The sequence below is a fragment of the Streptomyces sp. NPDC050508 genome, from assembly GCF_040655155.1.
Lineage (GTDB): Bacteria > Actinomycetota > Actinomycetes > Streptomycetales > Streptomycetaceae > Streptomyces.
Genome location: NZ_JBFAJJ010000018.1, coordinates 1 through 16,936, shown reverse-complemented (window position 1 = coordinate 16,936; position 16,936 = coordinate 1). Strand labels below are relative to the sequence as shown.

Here is a 16,936-nt window from a genome sequence, read left to right as displayed (position 1 = left end):
CACTGACAGTCGAGGACCAATCGCCCTCAGGGGCAGAAGAAGCGCAGGTCAGCACATGTGGTGCGATACGTCACGCGGGTTACTCGACGACGTGTCGTCCCTCGGGCCGCGCGCTGCACGAGGCCCGGAACGCGCAGTGCGTGCAGTGCTGCCCGGCCGTGGGCGTGAACCGTTCGTCGAGGACCTTGCCCGCGGCCGTGGCCAGCAGTTCACCGGCCCACTCCCCCTCCAGGGGCTTCTGGGCCTGCACCTTGGGCAGGGTCTCGCCGCCGTCCCGTTGGGCGGCGCCCTGGCGCAGCTGGACGAGTTCGGCGCCACCCGGCTCGGGGCGCACTCCGTCGAAGGCCTCGTCGACCGCACCCTCATGGACAGCCAACTGGTAGACGGCGAGCTGAGGATGGCGCTCCACCTCGCGGGCGGTCGGCGTCTGCTTGCCGGTCTTGAAGTCGACGACGTAGGCGCGTCCCTCGCCGTCCGTCTCGACGCGGTCCATGGAGCCGCGGATGCGCACTTCGTAGTCGCCCGCTTCGAGGGTGACGTCGAAGTCGTGCTCACTGGCGACGGATGTGCGGCCTGCACGGAGGCTGTTGGAGTCGACGTGCCACTTCAGGAAGCGTTCGAGCGCCACGCGCGCGTTGTCCTTCTCCTGGGCCGACTTCCAGGGCGCGTCGAAGGCCAGGGCGTTCCACACGGTGTCGAGGCGCTCCATGAGGACGGCGAGGTCGGCGGGGGTGCGTCCGGAGGCGACCTCGTCGGCCAGGACGTGCACCACGTTCCCGAAGCCCTGGGCGGCGGTCGAGGGCGCGTCGGCCTTCACCTCGCGGCCCAGGAACCATTGCAGGGCACAGGTGTTGGCGAGCTGGTCGAGGGCGCTTCCGGAGAGCACGACGGGCTGGTCGCGGTCGCGCAGCGGCACCTTGCTCTCGGTCGGGTCGTACATGCCCCACCAGCGGTACGGGTGCGCGGACGGGACCAGCGGGCGGCCGTCCTCGTCGCCGAGCGCGGCCAGCCGGGCCAGCCTGCGCGCGGCGGCCTCCCTGAGGGTGTCGGACACGCGCGGGTCGACGGTCGTGGCGCGCAGCTCGGCGACCAGCGCGGCGACCGACAGCGGGCGGCGCGGGCGGCCGGTGACGTCCTTGGGCTCGACGCCGAGTTCGGTGAGGAAGCGGGACGGCTGATCGCCGTCGTCCGCGGGTGCCTTCACCGCGGTGACGACGAGGCGCTCACGCGCGCGTGTCGCGGCGACGTAGAACAGGCGGCGTTCCTCGGCGAGCAGAGCCCCCGGGGTGAGTGGTTCGGCGAGTCCGTCGCGGCCGATGCGGTCGGCCTCCAGGAGGGAGCCGCGTCGACGCAGGTCCGGCCACAGGCCCTCCTGGACGCCTGCCACGACGACCAGGCGCCACTCCAGGCCCTTGGAGCGGTGCGCGGTCATCAGGCGTACGGCGTCGGGGCGTACCGCACGCCGCGTGAGCGTGTCCGCGGCGATGTCCTCGGCGTCGATCTCCTCCAGGAAGTTCAGGGCGCCCCGGCCGCCGGTGCGTTCCTCGGCGCGGGCCGCGGTCGCGAACAGTGCGCAGACGGCATCCAGGTCACGGTCCGCGTTGCGCCCGGCCGCGCCGCCGCGCCGGGCGGCCCGTTCCAGGCGCCCGGGCCACGGTGTGCCCTGCCAGAGGTCCCACAGCGCCTCCTCGGCCGTACCGCCGCCCGCCAGGCGCTCCCGTGCCTTGCGCAGCAGCGCGCCCAGGCGCTGGGCTCCCCGCGCGTACGTGGGGTCGTGCGCGACCAGCCGCTCCGGCTCGGCGAGCGCCCGCGTGAGCAGCTCGTCCGAGGGCGGCGGCACGGGGTTGCCACCGGCCCGCTCCTCCTCGCGCAGGGCCCGGCCCAGGCGGCGCAGGTCGGCGGCGTCCATGGCGGCGAGGGGGGAGGCGAGCAGGCTGAGGGCGGTTTCGGTGTCGAGCCAGGAGGTGTCCGTGGGACTCTCGCCGGGCGCGTCGGAGTCGGAGTCGTCCGCTTCGGCCGGGGCGCCCCCCGATGCCTCCGCGACCGCCACCGCCCGCAATGCCGTCAGCAAGGGTGCCACCGCCGGTTCGTGGCGCAGGGGCAGGTCGTCGCCGTCGATGTCGAGGGGGACGCCCGCCGCCGTGAGGGCGCGTCGGACCGTGGGGATCGTCCGGGAGCCGGCGCGTACCAGGACGGCCATGTCGCTCCAGGGGACGCCGTCCTCCAGGTGCGCCCTGCGGAGGATGTCGGCGATGTTGTCCAGCTCCGTGCCGGGTGTCGGGTACGTGTACACCTCGACGCGGCCACCGTCCCGTACCGGGGACAGCTCGCGGTGGGCGCGCACCTTCTGCGCCGGGAGGCGGGTCAGGGGCATGCGCTGGGTCAGCAGGCGCGTGGCGGTCAGGAGGGCGGCTCCGGAGCGGCGGGAGGTCCGGAGCACCTCTACGGGGGCCGGAGTGCCGTCCGCGCGCGGGAAGGCGCTCGGGAAGTCCAGGATGCCGTTCACGTCGGCGCCCCTGAACGTGTAGATCGACTGGTCGGGGTCGCCGAAGGCGACGAGGGTGCGACCGCCGCCTGCCAGGGCGTGCAGCAGTCGTACCTGGGCCGGGTCGGTGTCCTGGTACTCGTCCACGAACACGGCGTCGTACTGCGCGGCGAGCCGTTCGGCCACCTCGGGGCGGTGGGCGAGGAGCACCGCGCGGTGGACCAGTTCCGCGTAGTCGAGCACTCCTTGGAGGTCGAGTACGTCGAGGTACTCGGCGAGGAAGGCGGCGGCGGCGCGCCAGTCGGGGCGGCCGATGCGGTGGGCGAAGGCGTCCAGAGCGCCGGGATCCAGGCCGAGTTCGCGGCTGCGGGCGAGGACCGCGCGGACCTCGTCGGCGAAGCCGCGGGTGGTGAGGCAGGCCCGCAGTTCGTCGGGCCAGCGCACATGCGCGAGGCCGAGCCGCTCCAGGTCTGGCTGGCCGGCGAGCAGTCCGCGTACGGCGACGTCCTGTTCGGGGCCGGACAGCAGCCGGAGGGGCTCGACGAACAGGTCGCTGTCCTGGTGGGCGCGGACCAGGGCGTAGCAGAACGAGTGGAAGGTGGTCGCCCGGGGCGCGCGGGCGGCTCCGATGCGCAGCGCCATGCGGTCGCGCAGTTCGACGGCGGCCTTGCGGCTGAACGTCAGCACGAGGATCCGCGCGGGGTCACCTCCTCGGGCGATCCGTGCCGCGACGGACTCCACGAGAGTGGTGGTCTTGCCGGTGCCCGGACCTGCGAGGACGAGGAGCGGACCGGCCTCGTGGTCAACCACGGAGCGCTGTGGCGCGTCCAGGTGAGGGGGAGCCGGTCGGGTCGGCGGGGTACGCACCAGTCGGTAAGCGCCACTGTTCCCCTGTCGCACCTGGGGGTGCGACAGGGGCCTGGTGGAGAAAGAGGAGCTCACGTGGTTCGCCGGTCCTGGTGGGTGTGCTGGTTGCCTGACCGCCGCGCGTGGAGTGCGGTGGTCGCGGGATGAAGGGGACAGGTGCAGCCGACGCTACGCCGACGGGTCGTACGGGAGCAGGTCTTCCGCTTCTTCCCTCACGGCTCGCGCGACCCTCGCGTCCCTCACCCCTCGAACGTACGGCATGCCACGGACGTGTCGGGTTTCCCCCGTACGGACCGCAGGTCGCCCCGGGGCGCGTCCGATGGCGGAAGCTGTCAGGTGTGACCGTCCGCGCGCTCGCCGCCGTCCCATCGCGCCCGTTTCATGTCGACGCGCGGCAGGTGGCCCTCGGCGGCTCTGCTCGCCTCTTTAAGAGGAGTGCTCTCTGTGCGGTAGCGATCGAGCGCCTCCAGTTCGTGGCCGGGGAGCAGCACGCCGTCCGCGCGGACGACCCGCCACCACGGAACGGCTCCTCCGTAGAGGGCCATCACGCGGCCGACCTGGCGCGGGCCGCCCTCCTCCAGCCATTCGGCGACGTCCCCGTACGTCATGACGCGCCCGGGCGGAATCCGTTCGGCGACGTCGAGGACCCGCTCCGCGTAGTCGGGCAGCGCGTCCGCGTGCTCCGGGCCGGTGTCGTCCGGAAGGCTCTCCTCGCTCATCCGCCCCATCCTGCCGCACCCCACCGACAACGCGACGCGCTGGCGACTGTGTGTATCCCTCGCCCCGGAGCGGCGCGTGGGGCAGACTGTGCGCCCCCGCATTTGCACCCTGATGCCCCCGTGTGTCGGTGGGGCATGCCACCATCGTGCGGGCGGTGACCGGTGATACGAGATCAAGAAGAGACGATGAAGCAGCAGGGTGTGCACCCCGAAGACGCGGAGGGCACCTCTGACGCTGCGTCGCGCCCGGACACCGCCGACGCCAGTGAGCAGGGCCCCTCGGAGGGGCCCGCCGAGACACCCACGCCCGGCCCCGCGCCCGGCCTCGACGACTGCGGTGACGGCACGCACGCCGAAGAGGTCGAGGGCGACGAACCGCTGCTCCCCGCGCGCGTGCACCGCCCTTCCGATCTCATGCGCCTCCTGGTGGGCTTTCTTGCGATCGTCGTACTGCTCGCGATCGCCGCGTTCGCGCACGGCACGACCTCGGGGCTCGAACAGGACATCAACAAGGGCACCGGACAGGCGCCCGACCTGCTGATCAAGATCGCGGGGCTGGCGTCCAGCATCGCCATCCTGTTGGTGCCGGTCGCCTTCGCGATCGAGCGGCTGATCAAGCGGGACGGGCTGCGTATCGCCGACGGCGTGCTCGCGGCGGTCCTCGCGCACGGAGTGACACTCGCCACGGACCTGTGGGTCGCCAAGGCCGCCCCGGGCTCCATCCAGGAGGCGCTCACCCAGCCCTCCCCCGGCGACATCCACGCCCTCACCGACCCGGTGCACGGCTATCTGGCGCCCGTCATCGCCTACATGACGGCCGTAGGCATGTCCCGGAGGCCGCGCTGGCGCTCCGTGCTGTGGATCGTGCTGCTGCTCGACGCCTTCTCGATGCTGGTCACCGGGTACACGACGCCGTTCTCGATCATCCTGACGGTGCTCATCGGCTGGACCGTGGCCTACGGGACGCTGTACGCGGTGGGCTCCCCGAACGTCCGCCCCACCGGACGGACGCTGATGGCGGGCCTGCGGACGGTCGGCTTCCACCCGGTGGGCGCGGCCCGCGAGGAGGCCGTCGACACGGAGAACGGCGACCGCGGCCGACGCTACTTCGTCACCCTGGAGGACGGCCCACCGCTGGACGTCACCGTGGTCGACCGGGAGCAGCAGGCCCAGGGCTTCTTCTACCGTGCGTGGCGCAATCTGACGCTGCGCGGCTTCGCGACCCGCAGCAGTCTGCAGTCGCTGCGCCAGGCGCTGGAGCAGGAGGCCCTGCTGGCGTACGCGGCGATCGCGGCCGGGGCCAACGCCCCGAAGCTGATCGCGACCTCGGAGCTCGGCCCCGACGCCGTGATGCTCGTCTACGAGCACACCGGCGGACGCACGCTCGACTCGCTCGCGGACGAGGAGATCACCGACGATCTGCTGCGCCTGACCTGGCACCAGGTGCAGGCGCTGCAGTCGCGGCGCATCGCCCACCGCAGGCTCGCCGGTGACGCGATTCTGGTGGATCGTTCCGGCACCGTGATCCTCACGGACCTGCGCGGCGGTGAGATCGCGGCCGGTGAGCTGCTGTTGCGCATGGACGTCGCCCAGTTGGTCACGACGATCGGTCTACGGGTGGGTGCCGAGCGCGCGGTGGCCTCGGCGGTCGACGTCCTCGGCCCCGACGCCGTGGCCGACTGTCTGCCGATGCTCCAGCCCATCGCACTGACGCGCTCCACGCGCGCGACCCTGCGTCGGCTGTCCCGGGAGCGGGCCCAGCGGGAGCGCGACGCGATCCTGGAAGCGTCACGGCAGACCAGGCTGGCTCACGCGGAGCAGTCCTCGGAGGGCTCCACGCCCGTACTGGAGAAGCCCGACAAGAAGGCCGTACGCGCGGAGCAGCGGGCCGAGAAGCGGGCCATCGACGAGGCGTTGGACGAGGCGCGCGAGGAGGATCTGCTCACCCAGATCCGCCATCAGGTGCTGCTGATCAGGCCGCAGGCTCCGGTCGAGCCGGCCCGGCTTGAGCGGGTCCGGCCGCGCACGCTGATCAGTTTCATGGCGGGCGCGATCGGCGCGTACTTCCTGCTGACGCAGCTCACGCACATCGAGTTCGGTCCGCTCGTCGCCAACGCCCAGTGGGGCTGGGTGGCCGCGGCCGTGCTGTTCTCGGCGCTGAGCTACTTCGCGGCGGCGATGGCCCTCCTGGGGTTCGTGCCGGAGCGCGTGCCGTTCCTGCGGGCCGTGGCGGCGCAGGTCGCCGGGTCGTTCGTGAAGATCGTGGCACCGGCCGCGGTCGGCGGTGTCGCCCTGAACACGCGCTTCCTGCAGCGTGCCGGGGTGCGGCCCGGGCTCGCGGTGGCGAGTGTCGGCGCGTCGCAGCTGTTCGGTCTTGGCTGCCACATCCTGATGCTGCTGTCGTTCGGCTATCTGACCGGCACCGAGAAGACGCCGTCGCTGTCGCCGTCCCGGACGGTCATCGCCGGTCTGTTGACGGTGGCGGTGCTCGTCCTCGTGGTGACCTCGGTGCCGTTCCTGCGGAAGTTCCTCGTCACGCGCGTGCGGTCGCTTTTCGCGGGCGTCATCCCGCGCATGCTCGACGTGCTGCAGCGACCGCAGAAGCTGATCACCGGCATCGGCGGCATGCTGCTGCTGACGGCCTGCTTCGTGATGTGCCTGGACGCGTCGATCCGGGCTTTCGGCGACGAATCGACGTCACTCAGCCTGGCCAGCGTCGCGGTCGTCTTCCTCGCGGGCAACGCGCTCGGTTCAGCGGCCCCGACCCCGGGCGGTGTGGGCGCCGTAGAGGCGACTCTGACGGTCGGTCTGATCGCCGTGGGCCTCCCCAAGGAGGTAGCAGCCCCGGCGGTGCTGCTGTACCGGCTGCTGACGCTGTGGATCCCGGTGCTGCCGGGCTGGCTCTTCTTCAACCACCTGTCCCGCAAGGGCTCCCTGTAGAGCACGCCCACGCACGCGCGTAGGGCACGCACGCGTGCGTACCTCGTACGGCCCGCGCCCCGAGCGCACCGCCGCGTACGACCCCAGGATGGGAGCATGCCGAACCCCTCCCGGCTGCGTGCCGCTGCCCTGACCGCCACTGTCGTCCTGCTGTCCGCCACGCTGGTGGGCTGCGGAGGCGACTCCAAGGACGAGGATCCGTCGGCCCAGAAGCTGAGCTGGAAGGACTGCCCGGCCCCGTCCGAGTCGGAGGGCGGCGGCTCCGCGCCGTCACCGCTGCCGAACGGCACCAAGTGGCAGTGCGCCACCATGAAGGCGCCGCTCGACTGGAGCAAGCCCAAGGGCGACACGATCGGACTCGCCCTGGTGCGGGCGAAGGCCAGCGGCGACAAGAGCAAGCGGATCGGCTCGCTCGTCTTCAACTTCGGCGGCCCCGGCGGATCGGGCGTCACCACGCTGCCCGCGTTCGGCGAGGACTACGCGACCCTGCGCACCCGTTACGACCTGGTCAGCTTCGACCCGCGCGGAGTGGGCCGCAGCGCCGGCGTCGAGTGCGAGAGCGACTCCCAGCTCGACCAGTACTTCCAGCAGGACGCGACCCCGGACGACACGGCCGAGCGGACCAAGCTCCTGGCCAACACCAAGCAGTTCAACGCGGCCTGCGAGAAGAACTCCAAGAAGATGCTCCCCCAGGTGCGCACCACCGACGCGGCCCGCGACATGGACCTGATGCGCCAGGTCCTCGGCGACGACAAGCTGCACTACTTCGGCATCTCCTACGGCACCGAACTCGGCGGCGTCTACGCCCACTTGTTCCCCAAGCACGTGGGCCGCGCCGTCTTCGACGCGGTCGTCGACCCCACCCAGAACTCCGAACAGGGCTCCCTGGGACAGGCCAAGGGCTTCCAGCTCGCGCTCGACAACTTCGCCGACGACTGCACGTCGAAGACCACGGACTGCCCGGTCGGCGACACCGCGCAGGACGTCAAGGACCGCATCGCCAAACTGCTCAAGGACCTCGACAGCAAGCCGATCCAGGGCATCTTCCCCCGCCAGTTGACCCAGACGGCCGCGACGAACGGCATCGCGCAGGCGCTGTACTCGAAGGACTTCTGGGAGTTCCTCACCGAGGCACTCGAACAGGCCTACAGCGGCGACGGCAAGGACCTCATGCTGCTGTCCGACTCGATGAACGGGCGCAGCGAGAACGGCGAGTACAGCAACATCACCGCGGCGAACGTCGCCATCAACTGCGCCGACGACAAGCCGAGATACACCGCCGACTACGTGGAGCAGAAGCTGCCCGAGTTCCGGGCCGCCTCTCCCCTCTTCGGCGACTTCCTGGCCTGGGGCATGGTCAGCTGCACCGACTGGGCCGTGCCGGGCGCGGCCGACCATCCCGACGTGAGCGCGGCCGGTTCGGCGCCGATCCTCGTCGTGGGCAACACCGGTGACCCGGCCACACCGTACGAGGGCGCGCGGAAGATGGTGGACGCGCTGGGCAAGGGCGTCGCGGTCGAGCTGACGTACAAGGGCCAGGGGCACGGGGCCTACGACAGCAAGAACAAGTGCGTGCAGAGCGCGGTGAACGGCTATCTCCTGAACGGGAAAGTCCCGGCGGCCGGTACCGTCTGCTCCTGAGCACACCCCCGAAAACCGAGCAAAAGCGCAGGTCAAAAGGTTATCCACAGGCTGTCACGGGCTCGGCTCGCGCCGCCTACTATGGCCTGACCGCCATCCGCGGCGTGACGCGGACGGCCTGCGAGGGGGGAACGCACATGGCGCGATTCGTACGGTGGACGGCTCTGATGGCCGCCGCCGCACTGCTGACGGCCGGCTGTAGCGGCGGCTCGTCCGACGACGGCAAGGGCGGTGCGGGGACGGACACCGCCAAGCCGTCGACGGCCGACTCCACTTCTACGGCCACGACAGCCGCGGTGCCCGCGGCGCTGACCGCGCAGAAGCTCGGCTGGGGGCGCTGCAAGGCCACCGCCGACTCGGCCGCCCCCAGCAGTGACTGGCAGTGCGCGACGCTCAAGGTGCCGCTGGACTGGGCGAAGCCGGACGGCTCCACGATCGGGCTCGCGCTGATCCGCTCCAAGGCGACGGGCGGCGACCGCATCGGCTCTCTGCTGTTCAACTTCGGCGGCCCCGGCGGCTCGGGCGTGGACTACATGCCGGCGTACGCCACCACCGTGTCCGCGCTGCACGAGCACTACGACCTGGTGAGCTGGGACCCGCGCGGAGTCGCCGCCAGCGAGGGCATCCGCTGCCGCAGCGACAAGGCGATCCAGGCCTCCGAGGACGTGGACGCCACACCGGACACACCCGCCGAGGAGAAGGCGTACTTCCAGGACGCCGTCGACTTCGGCAAGGGCTGCGAGAAGGCCGCCGGGAAGCTGATGGCACATGTGTCGACGACCGACACTGCCCGCGACATGGACCTGATGCGCCAGGTCCTCGGTGACACGAAGATGCACTACTTCGGCATCTCTTACGGCACCGAACTCGGCGGTGTCTACGCCCACTTGTTCCCGAAGAACGTGGGGCGGCTGATCCTCGACGCGGTCGTCGACCCGAGCGCCGACTCGGTGGGCCACGCCCTGAACCAGACCCGGGGCTTCCAGCGCGCGCTGGACGACTACCTCAAGTCGACGGACCAGGACCCGGATCAGGGCTCGCAGAAGATCGCCGCCCTGCTGAAGCGCATCGACGCCAAGCCTCTCGCGACCTCGACCGGGCGGAAGCTGACCCAGACGCTCGCGCTGACCGGCATCGTCCTTCCGCTGTACAGCAAGGAGAGCTGGCCCACCCTGACCAGCGCCCTGAACTCCGCGGAGGAGGGGGACGGTTCGGAGCTGCTGGCGCTGGCCGACGGCTACAACGACCGTGACAGTGCGGGGCACTACGGCACGACGACCCACTCCCAACGGGTCATATCGTGCTTGGACGACAAGCAGCGGCCGACGCCCGCGCAGACGCAGAAGCTGCTGCCCGAGTTCGAGAAGATCTCCCCCGTGTTCGGCGACTTCCTGGGCTGGGACACGGCCGGGTGGTGCCACGACTGGCCGGTCGCCGGGCAGTACGAGACGCCGGAGGTCAGCGCGCCCGGTGCGGCGCCGATCCTGGTGGTCGGCAACACCGGGGACCCGGCGACGCCGTACGAGGGCGCCCGCAAGATGGTCGACGAGCTGGGCAAGGGCGTCGGTGTGGAGCTCACCTGGAAGGGCGAGGGACACGGTGCGTACGGGAGTGGGAGCGACTGTGTCGACTCGACGGTGGACGCGTATCTGCTGAAGGGGACGGTGCCCAAGGACGGGAAGGTCTGCGCCTCGTAGCCGGAACGGTCGGGGCGGTCGGGGCGGTCGGGGCGGTCGGGGCGACGGGCGCAACGGAAAGGGGCCCGGCACGTGTGGTGCCGAGCCCCTCCCGGGAAGGTGTGCGTCTAGTAGACGGGCTTGTCGGGCTCGATCTGGTTGACCCAGCCGATCACGCCGCCGCCGACGTGGACCGCGTCCGCGAAGCCGGCCGACTTGAGGACGGCGAGGACTTCCGCACTGCGGACACCCGTCTTGCAGTGCAGGACGATCTTCTTGTCCTGCGGGAGCGTCTCCAGGGCGGTGCCCATGAGGAACTCGTTCTTGGGGATCAGCTTGGCGCCGGGGATCGAGACGATCTCGTACTCGTTGACCTCGCGGACATCGATGATCTCGATGTTCTCGCCGTCGTCGATCCACTCCTTGAGCTGCTTGGGAGTGATCGTCGAGCCGGCGGCCGCCTGCTGGGCCTCCTCGGAGACGACGCCGCAGAAGGCCTCGTAGTCGATGAGCTCGGTGACGGTCGCGTTCGGGCCGCACACCGCGCAGTTGGGGTCCTTGCGGACCTTGACCTGGCGGTACTGCATCTCCAGGGCGTCGTAGATCATCAGGCGGCCGACGAGCGGGTCGCCGACGCCGGTCAGGACCTTGATCGCCTCGGTGACCTGGATGGAGCCGATGGACGCGCACAGCACGCCCAGGACGCCGCCCTCGGCGCAGGAGGGAACCATGCCGGGGGGCGGGGGCTCCGGGTAGAGGCAGCGGTAGCAGGGGCCGTGCTCGGACCAGAAGACGGAGGCCTGGCCGTCGAAGCGGTAGATCGAACCCCACACGTACGGCTTGTTCAGCAGTACGGCGGCGTCGTTGACCAGGTAGCGGGTCGCGAAGTTGTCCGTGCCGTCGACGATCAGGTCGTACTGGCTGAAGATGTCCATCACGTTCTCGGCCTCAAGCCGCTCTTCGTGGAGGATCACGTTCACGTACGGGTTGATGCCCAGCACGGAGTCGCGCGCCGACTCGGCCTTGGAGCGGCCGATGTCCGCCTGGCTGTGGATGATCTGGCGCTGCAGGTTCGACTCGTCGACCTCGTCGAACTCCACGATGCCGAGCGTGCCCACGCCCGCCGCGGCCAGGTACATCAGCGCCGGCGAGCCCAGACCCCCGGCGCCCACACAGAGCACCTTGGCGTTCTTCAGCCGCTTCTGCCCGTCCATGCCCACGTCGGGGATGATCAGGTGGCGGGAGTACCTGCGGACCTCGTCTACGGTGAGCTCAGCAGCTGGCTCGACCAGGGGTGGCAGCGACACGGGGACTCCGTTGGTCGGTCAATCACTACAGTTGTTCTCCCCGTAACACTGCCATGGCCCTCTTCATTCCGAGACACCCGTTCCGATCCGCGAGACGATCTCGTCCCAGTAGCCGGGCATCGTCTCCCACGGGTCGGTGCGGCCGCCGTGATCGGTGCGGTCGGTGAAGTAGATGGTCGAGGCGCCCTGCCAGCGGGCGATGCGCAGCGCCTCGTCGAGATGGCCGCGCGGGACGCCGTGCACGAAGTGGCAGAAGCGCTCGGGCGAGTAGTCGGCGGTCCACTCGGCCACCTGCGACCAGCGGTAGTCGCTCCAGGAGCCGGAGAAGGTCACCAACTGGTCGGCGCACTCGGCGTATCCGGGGTGCGGGTGGGTTCCGTGCCCCAGGACGACATGGGCGCCGTCGCGGGTCTCGCGGAGCGCGGTGACCGTGCGGCGGATCTCGGGGAGCGCGGCGCGTTCGGTGGGGCAGCGGTCCAGGAGGAAGCCGTCGACCCGGTACCAGTCGCGATAGCGGTGCGCCTCGGAGACCAGGTCACCGAAGGCGCGGGCGCCGTGCGCGGCGTCCAGGTGGCCGAGGACCCGGACGCCGGCGTTGCTGAGCCGGCCTGCCGCCTCCAGGCAGTGCGGGTCGGGGCGGGCCCCCGGGCCGGAGGAGACGTTCAGGACGACCCAGTGCAAGGGGGTGCCGGGGCGGGTGAGTTCGCCCCATTCGGTGGGCGCGACCAGGGGGTGTGCGTAGCCGGGGATACCGAAGCCGGTACGGACGCCGGTGCTGGCGGTGCCCAGGGGCGTGCTGGTCAGATGCGGCATGCCGCCTCCATCCAGATGTCGGCCAGGGACTCCTCCAGGTTGATCCGGGGCCGCCAGCCGAGCCGGTCGCGCGCGGTGCGCACATCGGCCTGCTGCCAGCTGCCGCAACCGTCCGGGTACGGGTACGCGGCCGGGGCCGCGTGGTCGGGGTCGGTGCGGGGGTGGCCGATGGCGGCCCGCAGCGGTCCGGGCGGGCCGTCGAGTTCGTGCAGCGCGCCGCCGTATCCGGCCACGCGGGCGAGGACGGCGGCGGCGTCGCGCAGTCGGACCGCGCGGCCCGAGCCGATGTTGATGACGCCCTGCGCGGCGGAGAGCGAGGCGGCGTGGACGGCACGGGCCACGTCCCGTACGTCGACGAAGTCGCGTTGCGCGCCCAGGCCGCCGAGTTTGAGTTCGCCGTCGCCGGACTGCATGGCCCGGCGCATGGCCTCGGCGAGCCGGCCGAGCGGGGAGCCGGCGGGCGTGCCGGGTCCGGCGGGCGAGAAGACGCGCAGGACGACGGCGTCGAGGCCGGAGCCCAGGACCAGTTCGGTGGCGGCGAGTTTGCTGACGCCGTACGGGCCGCCGGGGCGGGGCACGGCGTCCTCGGCCGTCGAGGAACCGGGCTGGCTGGGACCGTACTCGGCGCCGCAGCCGATCTGCACGAGCCGGGCGCCGCAGCCGCTGCGGCGCAGGGCCTCGCAGACGGTGGCGACGGCGACGGTGTTGTGCCGGGTGAGTTCGCGGGCGCCGCCGCGGGTGGCGCCCGCGCAGTTGATGACGACTCCGGGATGGACGGCGTCGAGGAAGCGGGTGAGCGCGCCGGGGCTGCCGGATGCGAGGTCGAAGCGGACGTCGGCGTCGTCGCCGCGGCCGAGCGCGGTGAGCTGGACGGCCGGGTCGGCGAGCAGGCGGTCGGCGACGAAGCGGCCGAGATAGCCGTTGGCTCCGATCAGCAGGACCCTCATCGGACGGCTCCCGGGGCCGACTCTCCGGATCGGGAGGTGATCATCTGGTGTTCTCCTTCACAGGGTGATGCGGTTGCCTCCGGCGGTGGGGCCGGGCGCCTGCGGCTGGGTGACGGGACTGGTTGGCAGGGGGCCATGCCGGTGTCACCGCGGCTCGTCCGCCGGCGCGTGCGCCGAGGCTCTGGTCAAGGTGCGGGTGGTGTGGAACAGAAGGGTCAGGGCGGCTGCCCCGCAGGCCAGGGCCGGGATGCTGCCCGGGCCCCAGGAGTCCATGAGGGTTTCGACAGGGGTGGCCAGGAAGCCGCAGCCGGGGAGCCGGCCGATGAGGTCCAGAGCCAGGGCCAGGGCCTCCGTCGCGGCCGTCGCACCGAGGGCGACGGTCGGGGCGTGGGTGAAGCCGTGGACGGTGAGGAGGCGGGCGAGCAGCAGGAGGGCGCCCAGGGTGACGGCCTGGGCGTACCCGGCGGGCTCGCCCAGGGCCGCGCCGCAGAGGGCGAGGAGGGCGGTCAGAGCGCACAGGAACAGGGCGAACGTGCCGAGCAGCAGCGGTTGTACGGAGTCGGCGAAATCCTCCAGGCCGCGGCTGGTCGCGAGCTTGCGCCGGGCGCGCACGGCGAAGTGGTGGGCGCACCAGGCCGCGGGGACGCAGGCCAGGGCGAGGGCCAGGACGGGTGCGGTCGCCGTGGGCCAGGGGCCGCCCGCTGTGCCGGTCGGCAGGCCGTCGGGGCCGCCGTCGTCAGCGGCGCGGAGCAGACCGTCGCCGAGGAGGGCGTAGGCGAGCAGCCAGCAGGTCCACAGGCGGGTGCCTGGCGGCGTGCGCCACGCGTGTGTGCCGGGCGGGGTGCTCAGCGGGCCGCGGCTGAGGGCCACGCGCACGCCGAGGGCCACGGCGAGGACGCCGACGAGGGCGATCGTCAGTCGCATCCGGCCGTCCGTGAGCCGGACGCCGGTCACGGCGGCGGCGCAGAGGACTCCGGGCAGGAGGGCGAGTACGGCCCAGTCGGCGCGGGGTGCCTGCGCGGCCACGGCGTCGGAGTGCGGGGCCGCCGCGTCGTCGCGGGGCACGCGGGCGTACATCTCCTCGGCGAGCGAGAAGACGTCCCGGTGCCGGAACCGGGCGGCGGTCCGGTCGGTGACGCCGTGCGCCTCAAGGCCCGCCGCGATCTCCAGCGGGTCGACGGCCCGCTCGCACAGCTCGCGGTGACGGTGCATCAGCGCCTTCACGGGGTCGGCGGCACCGCGGCGGGCGGGGCCCGGCCTGCGGTCGGTCGCGCGGGGGGTCTGTTCGGGCGCCGTACGGGCGCCTGGCGGGTCGGCATCGGCTTCAGGGCGGGCGTCGCGGGGAGCGGGCACGGGGGCGGGGGTGGCGGCGATACGGGCCTCGTAGGTGTCCTGATCGGCGACCGGTGTGTCCTCGTCGTAGGCGCCCGGTTCGCGCCTCCTGCTCGGTGTGCCCTCCCCCTGATCTCCCTCTCCCGGGCCGCCCGGCACTGTCTCCGCCGCCGTCTCCTCCTCCGACTTCTCCCGTCCCCCGAGCCACTCCTCCGACCGCGCGTCCCACGCCCTCGCGCCGCCGGGCATCCCGGGGCGGTCGAGTTCGCCGAGGCCGCTCATCGGGCTGCCTCCGTCGCCGGCAAGGGAGTTGTGGCCCGCACCGGCGTTCCCGTAGCCCAGGTGGGTCCGCCGCGGGCGACGACGCGGGCCATGGGGCCGGTCCAGCGGCCGGGGACGTGGGCCTCGGCGGGGGCGGCGAACGGGAGGGGTTCGCCGGTGTCGTCGAGGACGACGCGGCGGACCGGGGAGTGCGAGACGATCTCCAGGTAAATGCCGTGAAATGCCGTGATGTTCTGCTCGACGGTGAACAGTTCGAGTGCGCGGGCGCGTGCGGCGGCGCCCAGGCGCTCACGGCGCTCGGGGTCGCGCAACAGGGTCACGCACGCCTCTGCGAGCGCCCGCGGATTGCGCGGGGGTACGACAAGTCCGGTCCCGCCGATGACCTCGACCACCGCACCGACGTCGGTGGACACCGTGGCCCGGCCGCAGAACATGGCCTCGACCAGGCTGAGCGGGAAGCCCTCGACGACGCTGGAGAGGACGATCACCGTGCCGGCCGCGTACGCCTCGGCGAGCGTGGGGGCTTCCGGGCCGCCGATCTCCTCGAAGGACACCGGGTTGTCGCCCACCGCGTGGACGCCTTCGGCCTCGTCGGGGAAGAGCTGTGCGGCCAGCGCCCGGCAGTGACCCAGATAGGCCGCGCCCTCGCTGCCGGAGGGCGCGCCGACGATCCGCAGGCGCGCTTTGGGCTCCTCCTTGCGGATCTCCGCGAAGGCGTGGAGCAGGGAGATCAGGTCCTTCGCGGGTTCGATACGGCCGACCCACACGAGGGTGTCCGGGTCCGCGCAGTCGGGCGCGTCGCCCACCGCGGCGAAGCGGGACGCCTCCATGCCCGGGTAGACCGTGCGGAGTTTCGTACGGTCGGCGCCGCAGCGTTCCTGCCAGCGCCGGGTGTGGGTGTTGCCGGGTGTGATCAGCTCGGCCCGCCGGTAGACCTCGGCGGCCAGCCTGCCGTGGAAGGCGGCGAGCAGGGCCCGTACGGCGGGCGGGGCGTCCGCGGAGGCCAGGTAGTGCGTCCGCAGCTGTACGCCGTACTCGGTCACCAGCAGCGGTACGCCGGCGAAGTGCCGGGCGAGCAGGCCGGGCAGGGCCGCGGTGCCGCCGGCCGTCGCGTGGCAGAGGTCGACGGAGCCGAGGGCGTCGTCCTCGTACCAGTCGAGCGAGAGGGGGCGCAGGGCGCGTTCGAGGTGCGCGGCGACGGTGAGGAGATCGGGTACGCGCGCCTCGCGGGCCGTGCGGAGTGCGCCGGGCGCACGACAGGCGCGTTCGAGTGCACGCACGGCGCGTTCGGAGCGGAGTGCGCCCACGAGTCCGCCCTCGTCGCGGGCGAGTTCCGCGAGCCCGTACAGCGCGTTGGCGAAACGGTCCGCCAGATCGGCGGAGGCCGCCCCCGGCTCGCCCGGCGCCCCTTCTGCCACCTCCGGGACCTGCCCGTCCCCCGCGCACAGCACGGCCGCCAGTTCCTCGTAGCACTCGCCGAACCGCCGGCGTGCGCGGCGCCCGAGAGTCGGCCCGTCGTCCTCGGCGGTCCACAGCGGCGCGGTGCGCACCCGGCTGACCTGAGCCGGCAGTTCGAGCCAGCCCTCGTCCTCCTGGCGCTCGCTGCGGCTGAGCGCGTAGATGTCGAACTCGTGCTGCCCGAGCCCGCGCACGAGCCGGTCGCACCAGAGCCTGGCGTCACCGCTCACATATGGATAGCCACCCTCCGTAACCAGTCCTATGCGCACGACCACACCCCCGATCTCCCGTATGGGGAGCCACCGTTGAACCGGCGGCTCGCAGCGGGACGAACGTATGCGGACATGGCGGTGGCGCGATGGACGGTTGTCCATTGAAGACCATCATGAACAGGGCCATGACGCGGCCTCGCATGGCCGGGTCGGTGCCCATCTGGACGGCGGTGTTGGCCGTGACGTTGACCGTCAGG

Annotated in this window: 10 protein-coding genes; 3 read left to right on the top strand and 7 right to left on the bottom strand. The window is 72.1% G+C overall.

Features of this window, described 5'->3' with window-relative positions:
• Nucleotides 1–79 precede the first annotated feature (79 nt).
• The gene (locus AB0I69_RS38315; RefSeq protein WP_363100376.1) at nt 80–3,427 is read right to left on the bottom strand and encodes an ATP-dependent DNA helicase; all 3,348 of its coding nucleotides are present in this window, start codon (nt 3,425–3,427) and stop codon (nt 80–82) included.
• Nucleotides 3,428–3,684: 257 nt separating this feature from the next.
• Complete coding sequence (locus AB0I69_RS38310; RefSeq protein ID WP_363100375.1) at nt 3,685–4,071, bottom strand: MGMT family protein; 387 nt, start codon at nt 4,069–4,071, stop codon at nt 3,685–3,687.
• A gap of 186 nt (nt 4,072–4,257) precedes the next feature.
• On the opposite strand from AB0I69_RS38310, the gene AB0I69_RS38305 reads away from it, so the two are divergent.
• The 3 genes from AB0I69_RS38305 (at nt 4,258) to AB0I69_RS38295 (ending at nt 10,349) form a co-directional block, all read left to right on the top strand.
• Nucleotides 4,258–7,011: a lysylphosphatidylglycerol synthase transmembrane domain-containing protein gene (locus AB0I69_RS38305; protein ID WP_363100374.1), complete on the top strand. Its 2,754-nt coding sequence runs from the start codon at nt 4,258–4,260 to the stop codon at nt 7,009–7,011.
• A gap of 96 nt (nt 7,012–7,107) precedes the next feature.
• Entirely contained in the window at nt 7,108–8,652 is a 1,545-nt protein-coding gene (locus AB0I69_RS38300) for an alpha/beta hydrolase (RefSeq protein ID WP_363100373.1), read from the top strand.
• Nucleotides 8,653–8,789: 137 nt separating this feature from the next.
• Nucleotides 8,790–10,349 carry an alpha/beta hydrolase gene (locus AB0I69_RS38295; protein WP_363100372.1) on the top strand — a complete coding sequence of 520 codons (1,560 nt, stop codon included), beginning with the start codon at nt 8,790–8,792 and terminating at the stop codon, nt 10,347–10,349.
• A gap of 107 nt (nt 10,350–10,456) precedes the next feature.
• Here AB0I69_RS38295 and moeZ read toward each other — a convergent pair whose 3' ends face one another.
• From moeZ to AB0I69_RS38270, 5 genes are all read right to left on the bottom strand, one after another.
• Entirely contained in the window at nt 10,457–11,635 is a 1,179-nt protein-coding gene (gene moeZ / locus AB0I69_RS38290) for an adenylyltransferase/sulfurtransferase MoeZ (RefSeq protein ID WP_363100371.1), read from the bottom strand.
• Between the two features lie 63 nt (nt 11,636–11,698).
• Complete coding sequence (locus tag AB0I69_RS38285) at nt 11,699–12,448, bottom strand: spherulation-specific family 4 protein (protein ID WP_363100370.1); 750 nt, start codon at nt 12,446–12,448, stop codon at nt 11,699–11,701.
• The gene (locus AB0I69_RS38280; RefSeq protein ID WP_363100369.1) at nt 12,436–13,395 is read right to left on the bottom strand and encodes an NAD-dependent epimerase/dehydratase family protein; all 960 of its coding nucleotides are present in this window, start codon (nt 13,393–13,395) and stop codon (nt 12,436–12,438) included. The genes AB0I69_RS38285 and AB0I69_RS38280 overlap by 13 nt, the downstream gene beginning before the upstream one ends.
• A 144-nt stretch (nt 13,396–13,539) precedes the next feature.
• Nucleotides 13,540–15,009 (bottom strand): hypothetical protein, encoded by a 1,470-nt coding sequence (locus tag AB0I69_RS38275; RefSeq protein WP_363100368.1) that lies wholly within the window; start codon nt 15,007–15,009, stop codon nt 13,540–13,542.
• Nucleotides 15,006–16,736, bottom strand: coding sequence for a DUF3492 domain-containing protein (locus tag AB0I69_RS38270; protein WP_363100367.1), 1,731 nt, complete (start codon nt 16,734–16,736; stop codon nt 15,006–15,008). Before AB0I69_RS38270 ends, AB0I69_RS38275 begins: the two co-directional genes overlap by 4 nt.
• Nucleotides 16,737–16,936: the final 200 nt, after the last annotated feature.

What these genes read in the sequence shown, in the direction of transcription:
- AB0I69_RS38310 (WP_363100375.1), bottom strand. Translation starts at nt 4,071, where the DNA reads ATGAGCGAGGAGAGCCTTCCGGACGACACCGGCCCGGAGCACGCGGAC.
- AB0I69_RS38305 (WP_363100374.1), top strand. Translation starts at nt 4,258, where the DNA reads ATGAAGCAGCAGGGTGTGCACCCCGAAGACGCGGAGGGCACCTCTGAC.
- AB0I69_RS38300 (WP_363100373.1), top strand. Translation starts at nt 7,108, where the DNA reads ATGCCGAACCCCTCCCGGCTGCGTGCCGCTGCCCTGACCGCCACTGTC.
- AB0I69_RS38295 (WP_363100372.1), top strand. Translation starts at nt 8,790, where the DNA reads ATGGCGCGATTCGTACGGTGGACGGCTCTGATGGCCGCCGCCGCACTG.
- AB0I69_RS38285 (WP_363100370.1), bottom strand. Translation starts at nt 12,448, where the DNA reads ATGCCGCATCTGACCAGCACGCCCCTGGGCACCGCCAGCACCGGCGTC.
- AB0I69_RS38280 (WP_363100369.1), bottom strand. Translation starts at nt 13,395, where the DNA reads ATGAGGGTCCTGCTGATCGGAGCCAACGGCTATCTCGGCCGCTTCGTC.
- AB0I69_RS38275 (WP_363100368.1), bottom strand. Translation starts at nt 15,009, where the DNA reads ATGAGCGGCCTCGGCGAACTCGACCGCCCCGGGATGCCCGGCGGCGCG.